This is a genomic window from Nostoc sp. FACHB-888, assembly GCF_014696655.1.
Lineage (GTDB): Bacteria > Cyanobacteriota > Cyanobacteriia > Cyanobacteriales > Nostocaceae > Nostoc.
This window is the reverse complement of sequence record NZ_JACJQM010000004.1, coordinates 110,065-129,599: the sequence shown is the minus strand read 5'-3', so window position 1 is coordinate 129,599 and position 19,535 is coordinate 110,065. Positions and strand designations below refer to the sequence as shown.

The following is a 19,535-nucleotide window of genomic DNA, read 5'->3' as shown; positions in this document are numbered from 1 at the left end:
GGATAAAAAGCTGATGAAACAAGTAATATTCTTCCTGCCTTCTGCCTTCTTGTATTAGCCTATTAAATTGGCTTTTTCTAAAGATTCTTTTTCTTCTGGTGATTGTTTGAATGCAAACCGCAATAAAGGCGGTGCTAAGAAGGTTGTCAAAATCACCATAATAACGATCGCAGCTTGCAATGGTTTATCAAGAGTACCACTAGCTGCACCAATGGCGGCAAACACTAACCCAACTTCACCACGCGGAATCATCCCCACACCAACCGCTAATCGATTAATTCCAGGTTGACCAAAAACCGCCCAACCTGTGACAACTTTACCGATAATTGCGATCGCAATTAAGAAGGTAGCAATAATTAATCCTTCTCGATTTCCTGGAACTAAAGGATTAAGAACGCCTAGATCAACTTTCGCGCCAACTGTCACAAAGAAAACTGGTACTAAGATATCAGCAACCGGTTTAACCTGCTCATCTAGCTCCTTGCGTTTATCCGTTTCATCCAAAACTAAGCCAGCCGCAAATGCGCCTAAAATAGCTTCTAAATGAATAGCATTACCCAGAAAAGCCATGAAAAAAGCAAAGATAAATGCTGGGATAATTAAGTTGCCTCGCGTTTGCAATTTATTCGCAATGGCAACAAAACTCTGATTAAAATATTTGCCAAGGAGAATTGAGCCAATGAGAAAAACTGTAGCGCTGACAATCAGATAAATGACGTTGAAAATATCAACCTCACCAGTTTTGGCAAGACTCGCAACTACTGCCAATACAATGATGCCTAAAATGTCATCAATGACGGCTGCACCGACAATAATTTGACCTTCACGAGATTTTAACTGTCCAATTTCTGACAAAACTTTGGAGGTAATCCCAATACTAGTAGCGGTAAGGGCCGCACCTGCAAAAATTGCCGGAATTACTGGGGCATTAAACAATAATATCAATCCTGCCGTACCAGCTGCAAAAGGAACAGCTACCCCAACACAAGCAACAATTGTTGCTTGATAACCGACTTTCTGTAATTCTTTTAAGTCTGATTCTAGACCAATTTCAAATAACAGAATGATCACACCTAGTTCGGCGAGTACAGAAACAACCTCACTCTGGCTTTGAAAGATTGATGTGACTGCATCAGGACTTAGGTTATTAATGAATTGCAGGATAGCCATGATAATGGAGTCGCTACCAGTTGCTCCACTATCAGGAAACACTACCAAATGGAGAGCAGAAGCACCCACAAGCACCCCACCAACTAATTCTCCTAATACAGGTGGCAAGTCCATCATTCTAAATAATTCGCCACCAATTTTACTAGCCAGATAAATGACTACTAAACTTAGCAATACTCCAGTCAGTACAATAGGAGCATATTCTGCCTCGTTAGTTGTTGCTAGTAAAGGAGACTGCAAACCTCCGGTGATAAAATTTAACCAGGTAAACGAATTAAGTATTGGTTCTGAAAAAATCATGTTTTTGCTTGTGTTTCTGATTCATTTTGGAGCCAATTAAAAAGCGTAATTAATATTTCGTAATTCATAATACAATTACGAATTACGAATTACGAATTAAAACTTACGAATAGCTGTCAGTGTAGTTACTAACGCCAGAAGTATTAGCAGAACTTGCATGAGGATTAACTAAAGCAACAGCTTGTTTAAGTGCATCTACACGATCTACAAACATATGATGCTCTGGTACAAACCTTGAAATGCCAAACTTGTCTAAGCGCTTTTTGACTTTGCTGGTTGCACCAACAATTAATACATTACGACCTTGTTCACTAGCATCCTTGATGGCGTTTTCAATTGCCAAAGAAGCAGTTACACCCAACATTGGTACATCGGTCAAATCCATAATCAGCACATCAGAGTCTGCCATTGCTGAATGTTCACGAGCGATCGCTTTAGATACTCCAAAAATCATCGGCCCGCTCAGGTAAAATAGCAGAACGCGTCCATTAGCTAGATCAAGCCATTTTTTCTCTTCGTTATTCAAGATAACTGCGTCATCAGCATCGCTAATTACCTTCACTTCCTGAGATTGTAATTCAGAGAGGCGATCGATAGTTAAGATATTAGCAATGAACACTCCCACGCCGACAGCAACTATTAAGTCAACAAATACGGTCAAAAACAACACACCGTACATGATGATTGTGCCTTTCAGCGACACCTTATGAGCGCGTTTCAAGAAGCTCCAGTCTAGAATGTCAACCCCGACCTTGAGAGCAATACCAGCCAATACCGCCATTGGGATAGGTTGAGTGATACTCGCAGCCCACAAAACTACAACTAACAAAATTAATGCACGAGTTAAACCAGAGACAGCTGTTCTAGCACCAGTTTGGATATTAACTACCGTTCCCATCGTGGCACCAGCCCCAGGTAGCCCGCCACACAAACCAGATACTAAGTTACCGATACCTTGACCAATCAATTCTTTGTCAGATTTATGTTCAGTACGAGTCAAACTATCTGCAATTACTGCCGTCAATAAAGTATCAATACAACCCAACATCCCCAACATTGCCCCATCCACAATCATGACTGTCATTTGGGATGCAGTGAAGACAGGTAATTGTAATGTCGGCAATCCTACGGGAATTTCCCCAATTCGTCTGATATCCGTACCGCCGAAGATGGTTAAAGAAACTATAGTTCCGATAATTAATGCCACCAGCTGCGGAGGAGCAAAGCGCTTAAGCTTGCTTGGCATGAAGAAAATAATTGCCAGCGTTAGCAAGCCCAAAGCTGTTTCAGCAGGATTAATCTGAGTTAATAACTGAGGCAGATTTTGCACCATTCCCAGTACGCCACCTTTAGGATTTGGCTGTCCGACAAAAGGAGCAATCTGCAAAATAATCAGAATCACGCCAATCCCAGACATAAACCCAGAAATCACGCTGTAAGGCATGAGGGTAATGTATTTACCCAACTTAAATATCCCAAAAAAGATTTGAAATATTCCTGCTAGCATGACTACGGTAAATGCCATTGCCAAGCCGTTTTCGGGGTTAGCTGCGGTCATGGAACCGACAATTGCAGTCATAACCACGGTCATTGGCCCGGTTGGCTCAGAAATAAGGGTTGGTGTCCCACCAAATAAAGCTGCGAAAAAGCCGACACAAACTGCACCATAAAGGCCAGCTACAGGCCCAGCACCGGAAGCAACACCGAATGCCAGCGCTAAAGGCAACGAAACGATCGCAGCAGTTAAACCACCGAATAAATCGCCTTGTAAGTTTCTAAAATGGATCGTATTAGTCAATGACATACTGGGGTTTTGGTTACAAAAAAAGCAAAATAAATTTTGGGTTGTGAAAATTGCCAGCTACTTTGAGTACGTTTCATGTTTTATTGCCATGAAAAGTTAGGCAAAGAAAACTTTAATTCTTCGCAAAGCAGCAGACTATATTGCCTTTCTACATGGCGAGTCGCTAAATACGAATCTTCAATAGAGAAGGCTTAGAACAAAGATGGTTCAAAAATTGGACTGAAAAAACTTACATAAATTGCAAGTTTTGTTTATCGCCATTTTTAATTGTGATCAATAATAGCTTACAGCCTTATATGTCAATCTTGCTTATTCACAAGCCTCAATATTAAATAAATATTAAATTGCTTTCATAGATAAAAGGCTATGATTGTTGACTAATCTTTGATTGCACTAATCAATACAATATGTAAAGTTTATATTAATTATTATTGCAAAAGTTTTTTGACCAAAAATCAAACGCAGAGCAAATGACTTCTGGCATAGGAATACGTTGATTTGCACTTTTAAGCACTCTCAATATAGCGGCTCTCAATTGCGTGAAATACAGGCCTAACCCCTAGCCCCTTAAGAGCAAGCGTTGGGGAGTAAGCTTTAGCATAACGGTATGAGGAGTATCAAAACTGGTGCAAATATCGCAGTTTTGATAAACCCTATTAAAACCGTTAAAATAATTTACCTGTCAATTACATTTGTAGAGACGTTGCAATACAACGTCTCTACCTAAAGGAAAATCTCACCAATAACCTTAACTAAACGGTAAGCAATAAGAGTTACAGAGAGTTCTTGCCTAAGTCATGGCAAAGTTTAAGGGAATTTAGCGTGATTTCATTCAACGACTGTTACTGAAGCTCCTTCATTTGCTGGAGGTACACCGGGTAATTCCAGACAGTATCCAGCACCATATACTGTCTTTATATAGCGGGGGTGGCGGGGATCTGGTTCTAGCTTGGTTCTCAAGTGGCGAATATGGACTCGAATGGTTTCTATGTCATCATCAGGATCGTAGCCCCAAACTTCTCTGAGGATTTCGCTGGGAGAAACTGTTTGACCGTGGCGTTGTAATAAGCAGTGAAGTAACTCAAATTCCAAGTGAGTTAATTTCACCGTCTCATTAAACCATATTGCCTCAAATCTTTCGGGAACGAGGGTGAGTGAGCCATAGTTGAGAATTTCACTATGCTTTGCTGCTTGGGGAATGCGGTCAGTACGTCGCAAAAGTGCCCGCACCCGCGCCAGCAGTTCTTCAACTTCAAAAGGTTTAGTGAGGTAGTCATCTGCGCCAGCATTGAAGCCTTCCACCTTGTTCTGAGTCTGGCTCATAGCCGTCAACATTAACACGGGAATCTCAGAGGTGCGATCATCGCGGCGTAGGCGTTGGCAAACGGTAAACCCATCTACTCTAGGCAACATTAAATCAAGCATGATCAAGTCTGGTTGAAGCTGGAGGGCCAGCGCTTGACCTTTGATACCGTCTTCAGCCTGACTAACATCGTAGCCAGCCATTTCTAAGTTGACGGCAACTAGTTCTGAAATCGCTGGGTCATCGTCTATGACAAGAATCCTCGGCATTCTTAAAAATTATTACTACTTATTAAGGATAAATAACAACCTTTGATAGATACAAAGATTTTTGAATCAATGATGAAAAAGGTTTTAAATCTTACATAAATATTAAGATTAAATGACTGTGAAATCAAGACTCAACTACACGAAATCTTATAGTCTATGATGTGTTATACTCCCCCCTACAATCCGTCTTGGTTTTTACAAAACGGTGTGATCATGACTGTGTACACCGCTTTGTGGGGAAAACGTTACTGGGAAAGTACTACTAAAGACCCAGAACCGTCTTATCACGAGAAAATTTTTGTTGGTGGCCAAGGTGTGCCAATTTTTGGCTTGGTTGCCATCCCGGAAAATGCTCACAGCACGATTATCGGCACTTATGGCATTACTGGAGAGTTAGAGACGGAATGGTTTTTGAGGGTGCTAGGACGTAAAGCCTACGCTCAAGGATATGCTGTGGTGTTATTTGATTGGCGGGCCCACGGTAAAACGGCCGAATTGTCGCCGACTCTAACTTCTGATGGTTTGTATGAGGGGGAAGATTTTGTTCGCATCGCTGCTGCTGCTAAGGCAATGGGATGTCCCGGTAAATTTTGGTTTACAGGGTATTCTTTAGGAGGACAATTGGCGTTATGGGCGGTGAAGGTTGCCGGTGAGGTGATTAGGGAGCATGAAGATTTAGGATTAGAAGATAGCGATATTGGCGGTGGTATGGTAATTTGTCCTAGTTTGGATTCGGAGCGATCGCTATCTTATCTAGTTACAAAGCCCTTCGGCAGATATTTGGAAGCGGGAATTGCCCAGAATTTAAAAAAACTGGCATGGCGAATCCATGATGCTCATCCGGGAAGTATTGACCCAGCAGGGATTGAACGGGCAAACAGTATTTGGGGTTTTGACAATGAATTGGTAATTAACCGATTAGGTTTTTCTTCTGTAGAGGCATATTACCAAGCGAGTAGTGCTTTACAAATATTGCCGCAAATCTCGAAACCGACTTTGATTTTATATGCTGCTGATGACCCACTTTTTGACCCAGCTATCATACCGGAATTAGAAGAAGCGTGCGATCGCAATTCCACAATAGATTTGTTTCTCACTCAGTACGGCGGCCATGTTGGCTACTTGAGTAGCAAAAAGTGCCAGCGCCAAATACAAGACCCTGACCCTTGGTGGGCATGGAATCGGGTTTTACAATGGTTAGAGGAAAAGCGAAGAGAGTAGTAGACGAGACAATATTTTAGCTGCTAGGTTACTCAACGGATGCAATCGTATTGTTTGGAAGCCTAAAAAAGTGAACAAACTAGCTTGTTTTCACTATTTGTCCTAAATAAACTATTGCAATAGAGAGGATGGCATTGACTGAAAAGCTACCACAATATTATTGGTAAACCAGCGATAACAGAAGCAACACCTGTCCAGAGAGTAAAGCGCTCAACATCTACTTCATCCAAAGCAACGCTCATTTCCTTAATTGATAATAGCAGCGCTGCCAGTAGCAGCACAAAGAAGGCAAGGTACTCCAAATTAACAATCATTCATCCTCACTATATTTTGTAAAAAAATAGTTCTAATAGATTTTTAACAAGCTTTGGCAAGTCTTTTTTGTTGCAGATATAACATTTTGCCAGAAAAATGATTTACAAGTGAAGAGATATCTACTTCAGATAGCCAAATCATGGTTTCATAACCAACCCGACCCATTTCTGGCTTTGCCCCCATAGGCATTTCCACCAAATATTCCCAGATGTTTGACTCAAATCGGTAGTTCTTTATGACGCCTTCCCCACCCACAAAACTTACTATCTGACCTTTACAAAACTTAGGTACTGGTAAAACACTTGCAGACATTCTTCGTAATTCCTTGGAGTAACACTGTAATAGCTAATGTTTTAGCCAAAAGAAAATTTGTTATTCTCTGTCAATGGTTTTAACATATTCTCTTTCAGGGGATTTAATCTTGAGTTAGAGATCGTACATCTAGAGTAATAAAAAGGGCAGGTACATATAGATCAATAAATCACAATATTAGTCAGAAAAAGCAATTGCAGCTACTATAACTCAGTATTAAGTAGTTATGTTTACAGCCAGACGTAACATCTGACGGCATGGCTATGCTTACCGCATTGGTCTAGTGCATAGTATAGTAGCGCTAAAGCGTCAAATCAGATCCACCCATAATAATCGTTGTAATTAAACAAACTATTAAAGTACAACTAACTCCCTTGATTTTTTGACTCAATGACCGCTTCTAATGATATTTGGCTACCTGCACCGACAGATTTAACTCTTTTACAGAATGAAATTCATGTCTGGCGCATAGACCTTGACCAACCAGAACTACAGCTGCAAAATTTAGCAGCGACTCTTTCCAATGACGAAATGGCTCGTGCTGAACGGTTCTATTTTCAGGAACATCGGCAGCGTTTCATCGCTGGTCGCGGTATTCTGCGAGCTATATTAAGTCGCTATTTGGGTATCCAGCCCTTACAAGTGCAGTTTAATTATCAACAGCGTGGCAAACCAGTATTAGCAGATACGTTTGCTGATAGTGGACTGGCGTTTAACTTGTCTCACTCCCAAGGGTTGGGTTTGTGTGCGGTGAATTGCACTCGCCAAATTGGTGTAGACCTAGAATATATTCGCCCGATGTCTGATTTAGAAGCTCTTGCCAAACGGTTCTTTTTACCGAGAGAATATGAGATGTTGCGATCGCTATCTCCCAAGCAACAGCAAGAGGTATTTTTCCGTTACTGGACTTGTAAAGAAGCTTATTTAAAAGCAACTGGAGACGGACTATCCCAGTTAGAGCAAATTGAAGTGTCGCTCACTCCCACAGAACCAGCCAAGTTACACATAACTGAAGACTGGAGTCTTTTTGAACTAGTACCTGCTAACAATTATGTTGCTGCTGTTGCAGTGGCGAATTTAGGCTGCGATTTGAAGTGTTGGCAGTATAGTCATTAATTAAGTTACTTATTTTTTCCCTGCTTCCCCTGCTCCCCCTGCTTCCCCTGCTCCCCCTGCTCCCCCTGCTTACTTATCTTCCTGCATATTTCTTACAATCTTTGTCACCAGTTTTCTAGGTACGAATCTGACGCTTTTTGCCAGTAGTTTATTCATAAAACCAGGAATGACAATGGTTTTGCCCTTCATTAAGCCGTGAAAACCAATTTCGGCTACTGTTCGTGCATCCATCATCCTCTTCCCCTTGAGCAACTTAGAGTCAGCCATCCCGGTTCTTTCATGAAAGCCAGATTCTGTTGAGCCTGGACAAAGAACTGTCACAGTGACGCCTGTACCTTCTAATTCATTAGCGATCGCTTCAGAAAAAGATAAGATATAAGCTTTGGTAGCAAAATAAACCGCCATCAAAGGCCCTGGTTGAAAAGCAGCAGCCGAGGAAACATTTAATATTTTACCTTCACCTTGCTTTACCATGTGCTTTACAAATAGCTTGGTTAAATGGGTGAGGCACACCAAATTTACCTGTAGCATTTCCAATTCAGTAGCTAGGTCTGTTTCGTGAAATAATCCATAAATACCAAATCCAGCATTATTTACTAGCACATCAACATTAATATCGGCGAGTTGCAACTCCGTGAAAATTTCTTCAGGAGCTGTTGATATAGATAAATCCTTAACAATAGTTTTGGCAAGATTTCCGAATTCTTTTTGAAATTTAGCTGCAATTTCTACAAGCTTTAACCCGTTTCTGTCTACTAAGACCAGATTGTAATCATGAGCAGCAAAAATACATGCTAATTCGTAGCCAATACCACCGGCTGCTCCAGTAATAAGAGCAGTTTTTTTGCCCCGACCTTGATGTGTTGTGTTCATGTAAGAATATTGGTGAATTCAACTTGATGAAGCTGCGTTGCATTTACAGTGGTTCTCGTTCTACAATTAAGTACGCGTAATATCTGAACCGACAAGAAATGTCTTGAGTTATTACCCTTTCAAATGCTTATGTGATCCATTGGATAGATGTAGCAGTCCAAACGCAAATTTAGGACTTATGCATCGAAGAAGTTAGGACTTAAAGGAGTTCGGTTATTTCAGACTGCTACCATTTAGCTTTTGATCGCTTACAAAAGGCAGAGGGTAAAATCAAACTTTTATGCCCGACAATAACCATTCTATCCTCGATTGCTTCTGTCAAGAGGTCAATACTAAAAATTTACATGGTTGGGCATAAAAAAACAGGGCAATTATATTGCCTCTGTTGGTGTATGAGTTGTTGCTGGCATCTGAAATATTGGCTGTTCAGTAGTACTGAGTTTTAAAAAGCTTTGACTAAATAAAGTTATTTTTTAGGTTCGTAACGCACCGAAAGTATCCAGGATGGTGCGTTACGTTTCTAATATATCCTACGCAAGTTGTGAATTACTAAGCGATATTTAAGAAACCGCTTTGAATCAAGTAGGCGGTATAAGTCATGAACAATTGAGAGTCAATGGGAGGACAAGCAATAGAACTGCCTGCTAGTGCATGGAGAGTATCTTGGCAGCTAATATGAGGTCTTCTCGCTTGCAAGTACAAATCAGGAATAGTCAGTTGTTCATCAGACCAACGTTCCAACAAAAATGGTCGCAGAGTGTACAAAGGATTGTCCGCAGAAGTCACATTATTGATTAACTCAGATTGCCATTTTTCATAAGGAATCATTTCAACTGAATAACCGAAAGAGCGTATCCACTCAACTAGCATTTTCAAAGCCGCGGGTTGGGGATGTTGTAAATTGAAAGCCTTACCTATAGATTCTTTTTGGCGTGATAGATAAACGATCGCTTTACTTACATAGTCCACAGGTGACATATCCAACATATAATCTACATCAGGAAAATATCCCATTTGTAGACAACCCTTGGTCATCAAATTGATAAAGTCATGTGTGTTACAAATGCCTGTCTTGCTATCACCAGAAATCAATGGTGGTCTGTGGATAGTTACAGGAAGTCCACGGTCACGAGCAATTTTGACTAACTTTTCAGCTACCCATTTTGTTTGAGAGTAACCAAGATAAATACCTTCCCAATGATTGAATTCATCCTGCTCTTTAACAACCTTACCAGCATAAGCAGTCGATTCAAAAACAGCAACACTAGAAACGTAATGTACAGGCTTGACTTTAACTTGACAAGCTAATCTCAAAACTTCTTGAGTGCCTAAAACATTGGCTGCTTTCAGTGCAGAGTATGGAAAAACATAATTCAACAAAGCAGCACTATGATATATAGTATCAATATTGCCAGCTAAAATTTGAAACTGTTCCGAACCAATACCTAACAAAGGTTGAGATAAATCGCCGACAACAGGAATAATTCTGGAGGTAAATTCTTCCTGCCAAATTGCATACTGTTGCAGATTTTTTTGGAGTTTGCTTTTGCCTTCTTCGGCATTAGCAGCACGCACTAAACAATAGATATCCGCATTGGTTTCTTGTAGCAATTCCCGGATGATAAAAGCTCCTAAAAAGCCTGTTCCTCCAGTTAAAAAGATGTTTTTGGGTTCACCCACAAGTACATTAGATGCAGCACCAGGATGGATGGTAGGGTCAAGAACAGCCTCAGCACCTAAATCTAGAACAGAGGAGGCAGTGTTGGCATTAGAGGTTGTCACCTTTGTATCTTGAATCGGTGAACCTTCTTGTACTTCTTCAGCTAAACGCTGTGAAAGAGCTTCAATATTTGGGTAATGCCACAGCAGCAATGGAGATGGTTGAAATCCTAGCAACTTTTCTAAGTTACTGACTAGAATCATTGCTTGGGCTGAATCCAACCCATAGTTTTCTAAATGTTCTTTGACATCTATTTCATCAGTTGCTACGCCTAGCAATTTAGCTAAGTTAGATACCAAAAATATTTGAATATCGTCTGCGGTGAAAGACTGTTTTATAGTCATTTTTAAATCTCCAACAATGATGTAGAACGAACAGGGTGATACTGACTGTAATAATCGGAAGCTTGCAGCCCTTGAATTTTCAAATTTTGGACACGATACAAAAACGCTGCACCAGTCATAATTTGATTGGCTACATCAACTACCTGACGATTATTTGGTTCAGATAGGTAGGAACCGCGTACCCAGTCATTGAAACCGCCCATTGCCGGGCCACACCAAATTTGATAATCGACTTCTCTACCTTTTTCCCCAGAACTAGACCAACGAGAAGATAACCCTAGATACCAACGGAAAATCAACGCCATTTTTAGTTTAGGATTATTGACTGCTTTCCCAAGTTTCTCAGGGTTCTTTTGGGATAAATAAGCCGCAGTCCCTTCCCATACTTCAGCAATAGTTTTGCGAAAAACTTGTTTTTCTAATTTCTCTCTTTCTGCTAAAGGAATCTCTTCAATGGAATCATAAGCGCGATAGAGTTCAAATAATTTCTGCGCTCGCATGGGGAACATGGTACCCCGTTTGAGAACTTGCAATTTGACTCCCATTTCAAACATATCTGCTGCTGGAGCCATTATCATATCAGCCATTTCTGCTTGGGCTAATAACTTTTTGGTATGTTCACAAGCCCCAGATTCAACACATGACTGATTAATGGAACCGGTCATTATATAAGCAGCACCCATCATGAAAGCTGCTAATGCTGATTGTGGTGTACCAATTCCCCCTGCAACGCCAATTCTAATGGGTGTTTGGTAATGATATTGTGCTTGAATTTCATCTCGTAAGGCGATAATAGAAGGTAACACACAAACCAGGGGACGATTATCTGTATGTCCTCCAGAATCAGCCTCGACGGTAATATCATCAGCCATTGGAACTTTGGCTGCAAGAGTTGCTTGTAACTCAGTAATTAACCCTTGTTCCAGCAGTTCTTTGATTATTCTGGCTGGTGCTGGTTGCAAAAATTTAGTCGCAACTTCTCGGCGAGAAATTTTGGCAATGATTTTATTTTTGATTTCAATTTGATTGGCATTATTTAATCCCAATCCAGCAACACGGTAATAAACAATGTTGGGGGTCAAGTCGAGAAATGCAGAAGCTTCTACTGTTCTCACTTGGTATTTAAGGTATAAATCCACAGCCCGGCGTTCAATCGCTGGTTCATTGGGGCTGTGGATTAAGTTAAAAGCGTAAGGCCCTTGAGGTAAAGCTTGTTGAATGCGATTGATGGCTGCTTCCAAACGTTCTGGAGTTAAACCGCCTGCACCAAAAGAGCTTAAAATTTGCTCTTTTCCTAGTGCAATGACCATTTCTTCGGAAGCAATTCCGCCAGCCATTGCGCCGGTAACGTAGGCATATTTGACTCCATAAGAGGAGAGAAAAGTGGGATCTCCAAATTGTTGAATGCGAATTGGTGCTGCAAATGTTAGCAGTTCTACTTGTGCTGTTGTGCCATTATCACCTGGGGATAAATACCCCTCATTAGTGACACCGATTTTTCCAGCAACTTTCACGATGTAGCAGGGTTTATTTAACACCATCAATTTATCTTTGATGGTTTGTTGATCAAAAGATACAGTTTCTAAAGAACCTTTCCAAACCTGGTTTTTGTTATAAGACCAGGAAGAAAAATTAAGACCATTATCGTGTTTACTTAGTACCGTATCTACGGTTGTCACGGCAGTTATCCCTCGGATTACAATTATTAAATAAGGGGAGTGGGGCGTGGGGAATAGGGAATGGGGAAGAAATCTTTTCCTTTTATCAGTTCACCTTTCCCCTTACCCAAAGTTATTGACGGTTGAAGTATGTAGACTTATGTCAAGATTCGTCGTTAAGCAAGTTTTGGGCGCAAGCTAGTTGCAATTGAATGATTTCGCTCATTTGCTGACTGTAATCTTGTCTAGCTTGTAAGAAGGCAGTGTGTGCTTTAGTTATCTTTGAATTATTAGCATTGAGCTTTTGATACTGGGTCTTATTTAAATCGAACATGCTGATGATGCTACTAATTTTTTGAGTTATGACTGGCGGCGAAGAAAGAGAAATTGGCTGTCTAATTGCGCTTTGCTCAGAAGATTGTAATTGTTCTCTCGGTTCAAAAACGTTATCAATGATATTTTTCGGTTTTACTTCTTCTGGCTGACGCAAGATGTTAGAGGAATAATTTTTTTGTTGGGTTATGTGGTTGGAAGTGTTAAGAAAATCTGTGATTTCAGATTGTTGAAGATTAGGTATCTTTGGATGCTGTATTTTGAAGCGATCGCACTTAATATCCTCAACCCAATCTTCAACAAGGTTACGATTTTCTTCGCTCAAAATTGTAGCTGCGATCGCTTTCCCGCCCAAGGTAACTGTTCTCAATGTTGCTTTGTTTGAATTAGCACTTTCTTGGGCTTTGTTGTACAACGGTGATAAATCCACATTCACCTGATGACTGAGTAGCTTTGCTAATGCTTTGACCATCGAAGCATGGTCATCCATCCCTCTACGATTCAGAGAGACTGTGATGTGTTCTTTGCTGCCAAGAATTTTATCAATCCATCGGGAACAAACACTACCGGCGCCTGCTTCTAGAAATATTTTCACACCATCATCGTAGACACGATTAACTAATTGCGGAAAATCAAGCTCTTGGCACAATCCTTTAGCGATGTTGTGCGCGATCGCATCTCTTTCAAGTGCAACTGGTTGATAATCGGCGGCAGAATAAAAAACAATGCCGGGAAGATTTTGTGATGGTAAGCTGTTTACCTTCTTGATTTCCTCGAACTGCGATCGCATCGCTTCACAATGTATCACATGGTCGAAGGGAGCGGGGAAAGAATTGCAACCTAGAGTCGTAATCACTCGCTTACAGGCTGCATCCTCACCAGCAATTAATACTTCTTCTGGTGTGTTGATTTGAGTTAAGTAGACATGATTTTCATGTTTCAAGCATTCTCTAACTTGAGATGGAGTAGCCATGAGAACATAAGTATTCCAAAAATTGTTGTTTGGTGAATCTGTTAATCCCCAATATTCACGCACAGCATTTTTTGGCCCAGATAACTTATCGCCAAATAGAGGTGATGAGTTTAAGGTGTTACTTCCACCCTCAAAATCACTCCAAACTCCTTGGGCAACCATCATGCTAGTTTCACCCAAGCTATACCCAAATACAGATTGCGGCTTGACTTTAAAATCATCTCGGAAAATTGCCGTCATGTATCTAGCAAAGGCGATTTCACTTTCAAACATTGCCAGTGAATCATCTAACAATTGCTTTTCGAGAGTTTCTAGTTGCCTGGTTGTCAATTTAGGCAAGCTTCTGGGATAAACCAGCTTTTCAACATCAGCAGCCCGGTTGTAGAGATTGTTACTTTTTAAGTCCTCGAAAACTTTAGGAAATAACCGGAAGACAGTACGACCAATACCGATATAAGAATTGACTGCTGCGGGATAAACATAAGCAACTGCTCCAGTTTTACCCAATGGTTTCGCGGTGAAATAACTTCCTATTGGTGTTTGCCAATCTGTCCCTTTCTCAAAGGCATTATTTACACCTTTGCGGGCAGATTCAATTTCTTTGAGTAGTTCTTTTGTGTTACGTCCTGCGATTGATAAGACATATTTTGCATCAGATTGCTGCTCAAAGGTAGCAAATGTTTGGCTGGCGGTAGCTGATAAAGAAGAACTAGCTTCGATGGATTTTTGGAGATGGTTTAGAATATCGGGTATAGTGGAGCGATCGCTAACTGCGATAGGGAACAGATGAAAAGGCATTTGCTGCAAATATCTGTTGTCGCGCTCCTCTTGGCTGGGTTCCTCCGATAAGATTAAATGGGCGTAACTGCCATCTATACCCATGCTATTAATTGCTGCTATTCTGCGTGTGCCGCCTTTATCGACAAACCAAGGTCTTGATTCCATTGCCACATAGAAGGGACTACCTTCCCATACTTGCGGTGTTTTGACACCAGACCATTTTGGTGTGGCGGGAATATACCTGTAATAAAGACAGAGAGCAGTTTTGATTAAGCTAGCAATTCCCGATGCTGTATAGGTGTGGCCGATATTGGATTTGACGCTACCCAATGCACAATGCAAACCATTGCCCACTTTCGGATAAGCTTGCAGTAAACCTGTGATTTCGGCTTCATCCTCCTGGGGAACGCCACTACCGAAGACTTCCACATAGTTAACCTCTGAGGGTTGAATCTCCGCCATCTCGAAAGCTTGTTTGCAGACATTGCTGATAGCTGAAGCATCAGGTTTTACCAAAGCGTCACTCAAAGTAGAATTACCTTGTGCAAAACTCATGGCATCAATTACTGCATAGATGCGTTCATTGTCTTCCTTAGCAGCTTCGTAGCGCTTGAGGACGACAGCACCTGCACCTTCGCCAACCGTCCAGCCATTGGCTTGTTGGTCATAACCCAAGGTATTGACACCCGTATTAATTGGCGCAAATTGGCTGCGGAACAAGACATTTTCCACACCACCGGCTAAATCTACTGCACCCACAACCACCGCGTCTACTTCTCCAGTAGCGAGTAGCATTTGGGCAATTTCCAACGCCTTGAGGGCGGAATTTTCGCCAGCGCTGACGGTGAATGCAGGGCCAGTGAAATTCCACAAAGCCGAAATCCGACTCGCCATGATGTTGGCGATGTGACTCACGTATTCGCCGATTTCTACTGGTTGGTGAATGCTATCTTTAACAATGGTTTCCAGTTGCGCCAGGTGTTCAGCAGGTAGAGAAATTCCTTGGTTGAGTAAGCCGTCCTTAACTTGCCAAGATAGATTCCATCTTTGCTGTAGCTGATGCACAGAGAATTCTGTCTCGGCGGCGACAATCACAGCCACATTGCTACCCTCCTGTAGTTTCGCATCTTTCACGGCGCGATCGCTAACTTTCAGAAGCAACAATTGTTGTGGGTTTAATTTCTCTATCTCATTCGGTGGGATTTTGCACGATAAAGTATCGATTTCAAAATCTTTTATATATGCCCCTACTGGTGCTTTCCCGTCTGTTAAACCGTACTCTTTCAGGACACTTTCTTGATTTTCTATACCATGCCATCTTTGAGGCGGTAGAGAAGTAAAATGCTGTGTTCCATCATAAATACTGCGTTCAAAAGCATCCAAACCATTGCAGTTACCAAAAAAGGCATCCATGCCAACAATGGCAACTTTGGTAGGTGGAACAGGTGGAGTTGATTCAACCGATTCTGCTGTATTTCCTTGTTCTAAAATCAGATGAGAATTAGTACCGCCAAAACCAAAAGCACTGATAGCTGCCCGTTTAATTGATGCATTATTATTAGGCCATGCCGTAGCTGTTCTAACAATTTTATCGGCGGAAATTGTACCATTTTCTGATGTTAAAGGTTCCGAAACGTTCATGGTTGCTGGAATTACACCATGAGACATACTCAAAATCACTTTAGTCAAGCCAACCATGCCAGCAGCAGTTAGCAAGTGACCAGTATTTGCTTTAGCAGAACCCACCAGAGGCGCAGCTTGATTTTGACCAAAGAATATTTCTATGGAGTTGAATTCGGTTGTATCTCCTAGCAATGTGCCGGTGGCGTGACACTCTAGATAATCGATGGTTTTGGGGCTAACTTTCGCCTCATTATAGGCTCGTTCAAAAGCTAAGACTTGTCCTTTAGGATTAGGACTGAGTAAATGTTTACCCTTACCATCATTCGATAGTCCATTCCCGCAGATAGTGGCGAGAATATTATCGCCATCTCTAACGGCGTCAGAATATCTTTTCAGCAACACCATCCCAACACCATCGGCGGGGATTAGCCCTCTAGATGACTTATCTAAGGGGCGGCTGATGCCGTTTTCTGCATACCCTTGAACACCGGAAAATAACATCCGCACGAATAAGGAATCTGCACAACTTATGGCTCCAGCTAACATGACATCAGCTTTGTGTGACCATAAGTAATGAGATGCTAGTTTAATCGCATAAAATGATGACGAACAAGCAGCATCCAGACATAAATTAATCTGAGATAGTGATAGAGCTTGAGCTACGATAGATGCTGGTAAACCAGATATCATCGCATTGGATAAAGATGCTTTAGTTGCATTTGGTACAGCTAAATTGAAGTCTTCATACTGCAAAAGTTCTCTGACAGCAGGATTAATAGCTTGCTGGTAAATTGGAGAGAATAATTGATTAGATAATTTTGTTGGGAATGATAAATTACCTAAAATTACGCCGCATTTTGCCAGAACAGTTTGATTACCCCAATAACCACTTTGTTCAATTGCTTGTTTAGCGGCATACAATGACCATTTGAAAGTGTTATCTAAACCAGCAACAAATTCTGATGGTAGATTGTATTCAGATGGATTAAACTGGAAGTCGCGGATGTATCCGCCTTTGAGAGAATAAGTTTTGTCTGGTGTACCTTTAACTGGATTATGAAAGATTGTCGGATCTACTCCGATTTCTTCGACCGTTGCAGAGGATGTAGAATCTTTTTGATTAACGATATTTTGCCAGTATTCTTCAGGATTTTTAGCATCGGGGAATAGGCATGATAATGCGATGATGGCTATTTTTTCCACGATTTATATGCTCCGAGTTTGGGTATTTAGCAAGAGATAATTAAAAGGCAGGATTTACGCTGTTCCCCAAACTTTAAACGAGGCAAGTTATAGCAATCCTAAGATTAAGCTAGCTTTGATAGTTTGCAGTAAAGACTTTATTGCTTAATACAAGATTTCTAGCAGATTCTCTGCGCTCCTTTGCGTTTCCCTTTGCGAACCTTTGCGAACCTTTGCGTTTAAATTTAAACCCTCAATTCGCCACGAATTTACGCAAAGCTGTACTTGTAAAATAACCATTAAAGTCCTTACTACAAACTTTGAATTTCACAGATTACTAGCTTCTAAGCATTTTCATTGACCAAATAATGGCATGAGCGCCGAGCATTCGTGAATAGATTTTACCTTGGCGGTCGTGTATGATAAAGTTTGCGATCGCACTACTTGGTGTCTTAGCTAGTACTTCACACGAAACGTAAAATGTTTCGTTATGTGGTATCATCGCAAATTGTTCAAATTTCTCTACTTTTCCAGGTAAACAACCTTCTTCATGAAAGTGTTGTGTCCAAACCCATAAGGCGTGCATACTCAAGTCAGTGGTGTAAGGATTTACCCATTGGACAGGGAATTGTCCTTGTTGTTGTGCGCTGAGTTCTGGCCACAGACATTCTGTAGTAATTTTTTCAGGGCTGATGTTTAAAACTCTTTTAATTTCTTGAAAACCGGGGCCGTGAAATAATGTAGCCCCACCATTTTGGTAAAAATCTTTTCCTGTAGCGGTGATGATATTATCTTCTTCGAGATTGAGAGATTCATAAGTAGGTACATCTGGGATTTCTCGCTGGAGATTGAGTTGAGCGCTAAAATGAAAATGGATTCTGCCTTGTGGGTTTTTACTCGAAATTTTGGCTTTAAGTTCAATTCTTTCAAGATTAACTTTAGAAATTTCTTCTATCTCTAAAATATGTTCCTTCGCTAATGTTTCATTGAAAGTAATCCCTTTCAAAACTTTGAAATATTGGTAATTAAACAACCGATAACCGGGATATAATTGTTCAGAAGCATTGATAATCCAAGTCATTGCACAAGTTGCTGGTAAAACTGGAGAACCAGCAATCGTATGATCGTGTAAAAATGGATTAGCCTCCAATGTCATTTGGCGACGAATACGATGGGTTCGTAGTTCCGAATCTAACTCCGCCGCCATTGGAACTAATGGGCTACCAATAACAACTTGTGCAGTTGCATGATTGGCATTATCCATTTCTTTAACAAGCATTTGTGCCCCAACTGCAATGGGAATTATATCAATTTTTCGCTCTTGAAAAATCTTCTTTAATTCTGCTGTCACCATGCCACTATCCCAAGCGCCCCAGTTGATAGCGACTACATGACACGAGGGATAACTTTGCTTAAATATATGGGCTGATTTGTTCAGAATTTCATTTGCGATCGCATAATCAGATTGTCCCGGATTTCCGTAAAAGCCTGTTACTGAAGAAAACAAAACTAGATGCTGAAGTTGATTAGGGTTGACGCAATTTAGCAGGTTTTCTAAACCTTGAACTTTGGCAGTGTAAACTTTTTCAAAATCCTCTTCTGTTTTCTTTTCAATTAACTTATCAGCTAAGTTTCCAGCGCCGTGGATGATTCCTGTAATTGGGCCGAGATGTTGCACAGCAGTAGCAAGTTTTTCTTGTAAAGCTGGAATATCTGTGACATCGACGCTGATATATTCTGCTTTAGCTCCGGTTTTTTCAATTGCTGCTAGGGTCTTTTTAATTTCGCGGCTGGAGGTAATTTTGTTATATATTTTTTGCACATTCATGGGTGTGGGCTTCTCTCCTTGAGAAAGAAGATTTTCCATGATGCATTTTTTCAATGCGGATTCATCAGAGTTTTGAGCATAATCTGGCTCAGTTTCTAATAGTTCGGAGCGACCGAGAAGGATGAATTTGCAGGGTTGCTGTTGGGCTAATCTGATAGTACACTCAGCCGTAATCCCTTTTGCACCGCCGCTCACGACAAAGACAGATGATGGACTAAGCTGGGCTGTTTGTGTCATAAATCCTCGTGAATACCTGCATAAATTGGGTTTTTTGGTGTGCAACTGAGTTCTTGAAACCCCCGCTTCCATTCCTCTCCCCCACAGGGAGAGAGGCTTTGATTCTTACTCCCCTTCCCTTCAAGGGAAGGGGTTGGGGGTTAGGTTCGAGAGAAAGTTGCACACGGCGTTAAT

Annotated in this window: 12 protein-coding genes; 2 read left to right on the top strand and 10 right to left on the bottom strand. The window is 41.0% G+C overall.

Annotation, left to right across the window (positions count from 1 at the left end):
• Positions 1-54 precede the first annotated feature (54 nt).
• The 3 genes from H6G26_RS04340 to H6G26_RS04330 form a co-directional block, all read right to left on the bottom strand.
• On the bottom strand, positions 55-1,470 hold the full coding sequence (locus tag H6G26_RS04340) for a cation:proton antiporter (RefSeq protein WP_190728080.1): 1,416 nt from the start codon (positions 1,468-1,470) through the stop codon (positions 55-57).
• A 103-nt stretch (positions 1,471-1,573) separates the two neighbouring features.
• On the bottom strand, positions 1,574-3,274 hold the full coding sequence (locus H6G26_RS04335; RefSeq protein WP_190728079.1) for a SulP family inorganic anion transporter: 1,701 nt from the start codon (positions 3,272-3,274) through the stop codon (positions 1,574-1,576).
• Positions 3,275-4,102: 828 nt separating this feature from the next.
• Positions 4,103-4,846, bottom strand: coding sequence for a response regulator transcription factor (locus H6G26_RS04330; protein ID WP_100900265.1), 744 nt, complete (start codon positions 4,844-4,846; stop codon positions 4,103-4,105).
• 156 nt (positions 4,847-5,002) lie between these two features.
• On the opposite strand from H6G26_RS04330, the gene H6G26_RS04325 reads away from it, so the two are divergent.
• The gene (locus H6G26_RS04325; protein WP_190728078.1) at positions 5,003-6,067 is read left to right on the top strand and encodes an alpha/beta fold hydrolase; all 1,065 of its coding nucleotides are present in this window, start codon (positions 5,003-5,005) and stop codon (positions 6,065-6,067) included.
• 146 nt (positions 6,068-6,213) lie between these two features.
• Here the strand turns inward: H6G26_RS04325 and H6G26_RS04320 are convergent, their stop codons facing one another.
• A complete protein-coding gene (locus H6G26_RS04320) occupies positions 6,214-6,381 on the bottom strand; it encodes a hypothetical protein (protein ID WP_190728077.1) in 168 nt (55 codons plus the stop codon).
• A 43-nt stretch (positions 6,382-6,424) separates the two neighbouring features.
• Positions 6,425-6,694, bottom strand: a complete 270-nt coding sequence (locus tag H6G26_RS04315; RefSeq protein WP_190728076.1) for a hypothetical protein — start codon at positions 6,692-6,694, stop codon at positions 6,425-6,427.
• A 390-nt stretch (positions 6,695-7,084) separates the two neighbouring features.
• On the opposite strand from H6G26_RS04315, the gene hetI reads away from it, so the two are divergent.
• Positions 7,085-7,810: a 4'-phosphopantetheinyl transferase HetI gene (gene hetI, locus H6G26_RS04310; RefSeq protein ID WP_190728075.1), complete on the top strand. Its 726-nt coding sequence runs from the start codon at positions 7,085-7,087 to the stop codon at positions 7,808-7,810.
• A gap of 69 nt (positions 7,811-7,879) precedes the next feature.
• Here the strand turns inward: hetI and H6G26_RS04305 are convergent, their stop codons facing one another.
• The 5 genes from H6G26_RS04305 to H6G26_RS04285 all read right to left on the bottom strand — a co-directional run bounded on the left by H6G26_RS04305 (position 7,880) and on the right by H6G26_RS04285 (position 19,361).
• The gene (locus H6G26_RS04305) at positions 7,880-8,683 is read right to left on the bottom strand and encodes an SDR family oxidoreductase (RefSeq protein ID WP_190728074.1); all 804 of its coding nucleotides are present in this window, start codon (positions 8,681-8,683) and stop codon (positions 7,880-7,882) included.
• A 549-nt stretch (positions 8,684-9,232) separates the two neighbouring features.
• Positions 9,233-10,747, bottom strand: a complete 1,515-nt coding sequence (locus H6G26_RS04300) for a thioester reductase domain-containing protein (protein ID WP_190728073.1) — start codon at positions 10,745-10,747, stop codon at positions 9,233-9,235.
• Positions 10,748-10,749: 2 nt separating this feature from the next.
• Positions 10,750-12,426, bottom strand: coding sequence for a PfaD family polyunsaturated fatty acid/polyketide biosynthesis protein (locus H6G26_RS04295; protein WP_190728072.1), 1,677 nt, complete (start codon positions 12,424-12,426; stop codon positions 10,750-10,752).
• A 142-nt stretch (positions 12,427-12,568) separates the two neighbouring features.
• Positions 12,569-17,317 carry a PfaB family protein gene (locus tag H6G26_RS04290; RefSeq protein WP_190728071.1) on the bottom strand — a complete coding sequence of 1,583 codons (4,749 nt, stop codon included), beginning with the start codon at positions 17,315-17,317 and terminating at the stop codon, positions 12,569-12,571.
• Between the two features lie 316 nt (positions 17,318-17,633).
• Positions 17,634-19,361, bottom strand: coding sequence for an SDR family NAD(P)-dependent oxidoreductase (locus H6G26_RS04285; protein ID WP_190728070.1), 1,728 nt, complete (start codon positions 19,359-19,361; stop codon positions 17,634-17,636).
• Positions 19,362-19,535: the final 174 nt, after the last annotated feature.

Coding starts and splice junctions, on each gene's coding strand:
- H6G26_RS04285 (WP_190728070.1), bottom strand. CDS start 19,361: ATGACACAAACAGCCCAGCTTAGTCCATCATCTGTCTTTGTCGTGAGC.
- H6G26_RS04300 (WP_190728073.1), bottom strand. CDS start 10,747: ATGACTATAAAACAGTCTTTCACCGCAGACGATATTCAAATATTTTTG.
- H6G26_RS04320 (WP_190728077.1), bottom strand. CDS start 6,381: ATGATTGTTAATTTGGAGTACCTTGCCTTCTTTGTGCTGCTACTGGCA.
- H6G26_RS04330 (WP_100900265.1), bottom strand. CDS start 4,846: ATGCCGAGGATTCTTGTCATAGACGATGACCCAGCGATTTCAGAACTA.
- hetI (WP_190728075.1), top strand. CDS start 7,085: ATGACCGCTTCTAATGATATTTGGCTACCTGCACCGACAGATTTAACT.
- H6G26_RS04340 (WP_190728080.1), bottom strand. CDS start 1,470: ATGATTTTTTCAGAACCAATACTTAATTCGTTTACCTGGTTAAATTTT.
- H6G26_RS04315 (WP_190728076.1), bottom strand. CDS start 6,694: ATGTCTGCAAGTGTTTTACCAGTACCTAAGTTTTGTAAAGGTCAGATA.
- H6G26_RS04335 (WP_190728079.1), bottom strand. CDS start 3,274: ATGTCATTGACTAATACGATCCATTTTAGAAACTTACAAGGCGATTTA.
- H6G26_RS04325 (WP_190728078.1), top strand. CDS start 5,003: ATGATGTGTTATACTCCCCCCTACAATCCGTCTTGGTTTTTACAAAAC.
- H6G26_RS04305 (WP_190728074.1), bottom strand. CDS start 8,683: ATGAACACAACACATCAAGGTCGGGGCAAAAAAACTGCTCTTATTACT.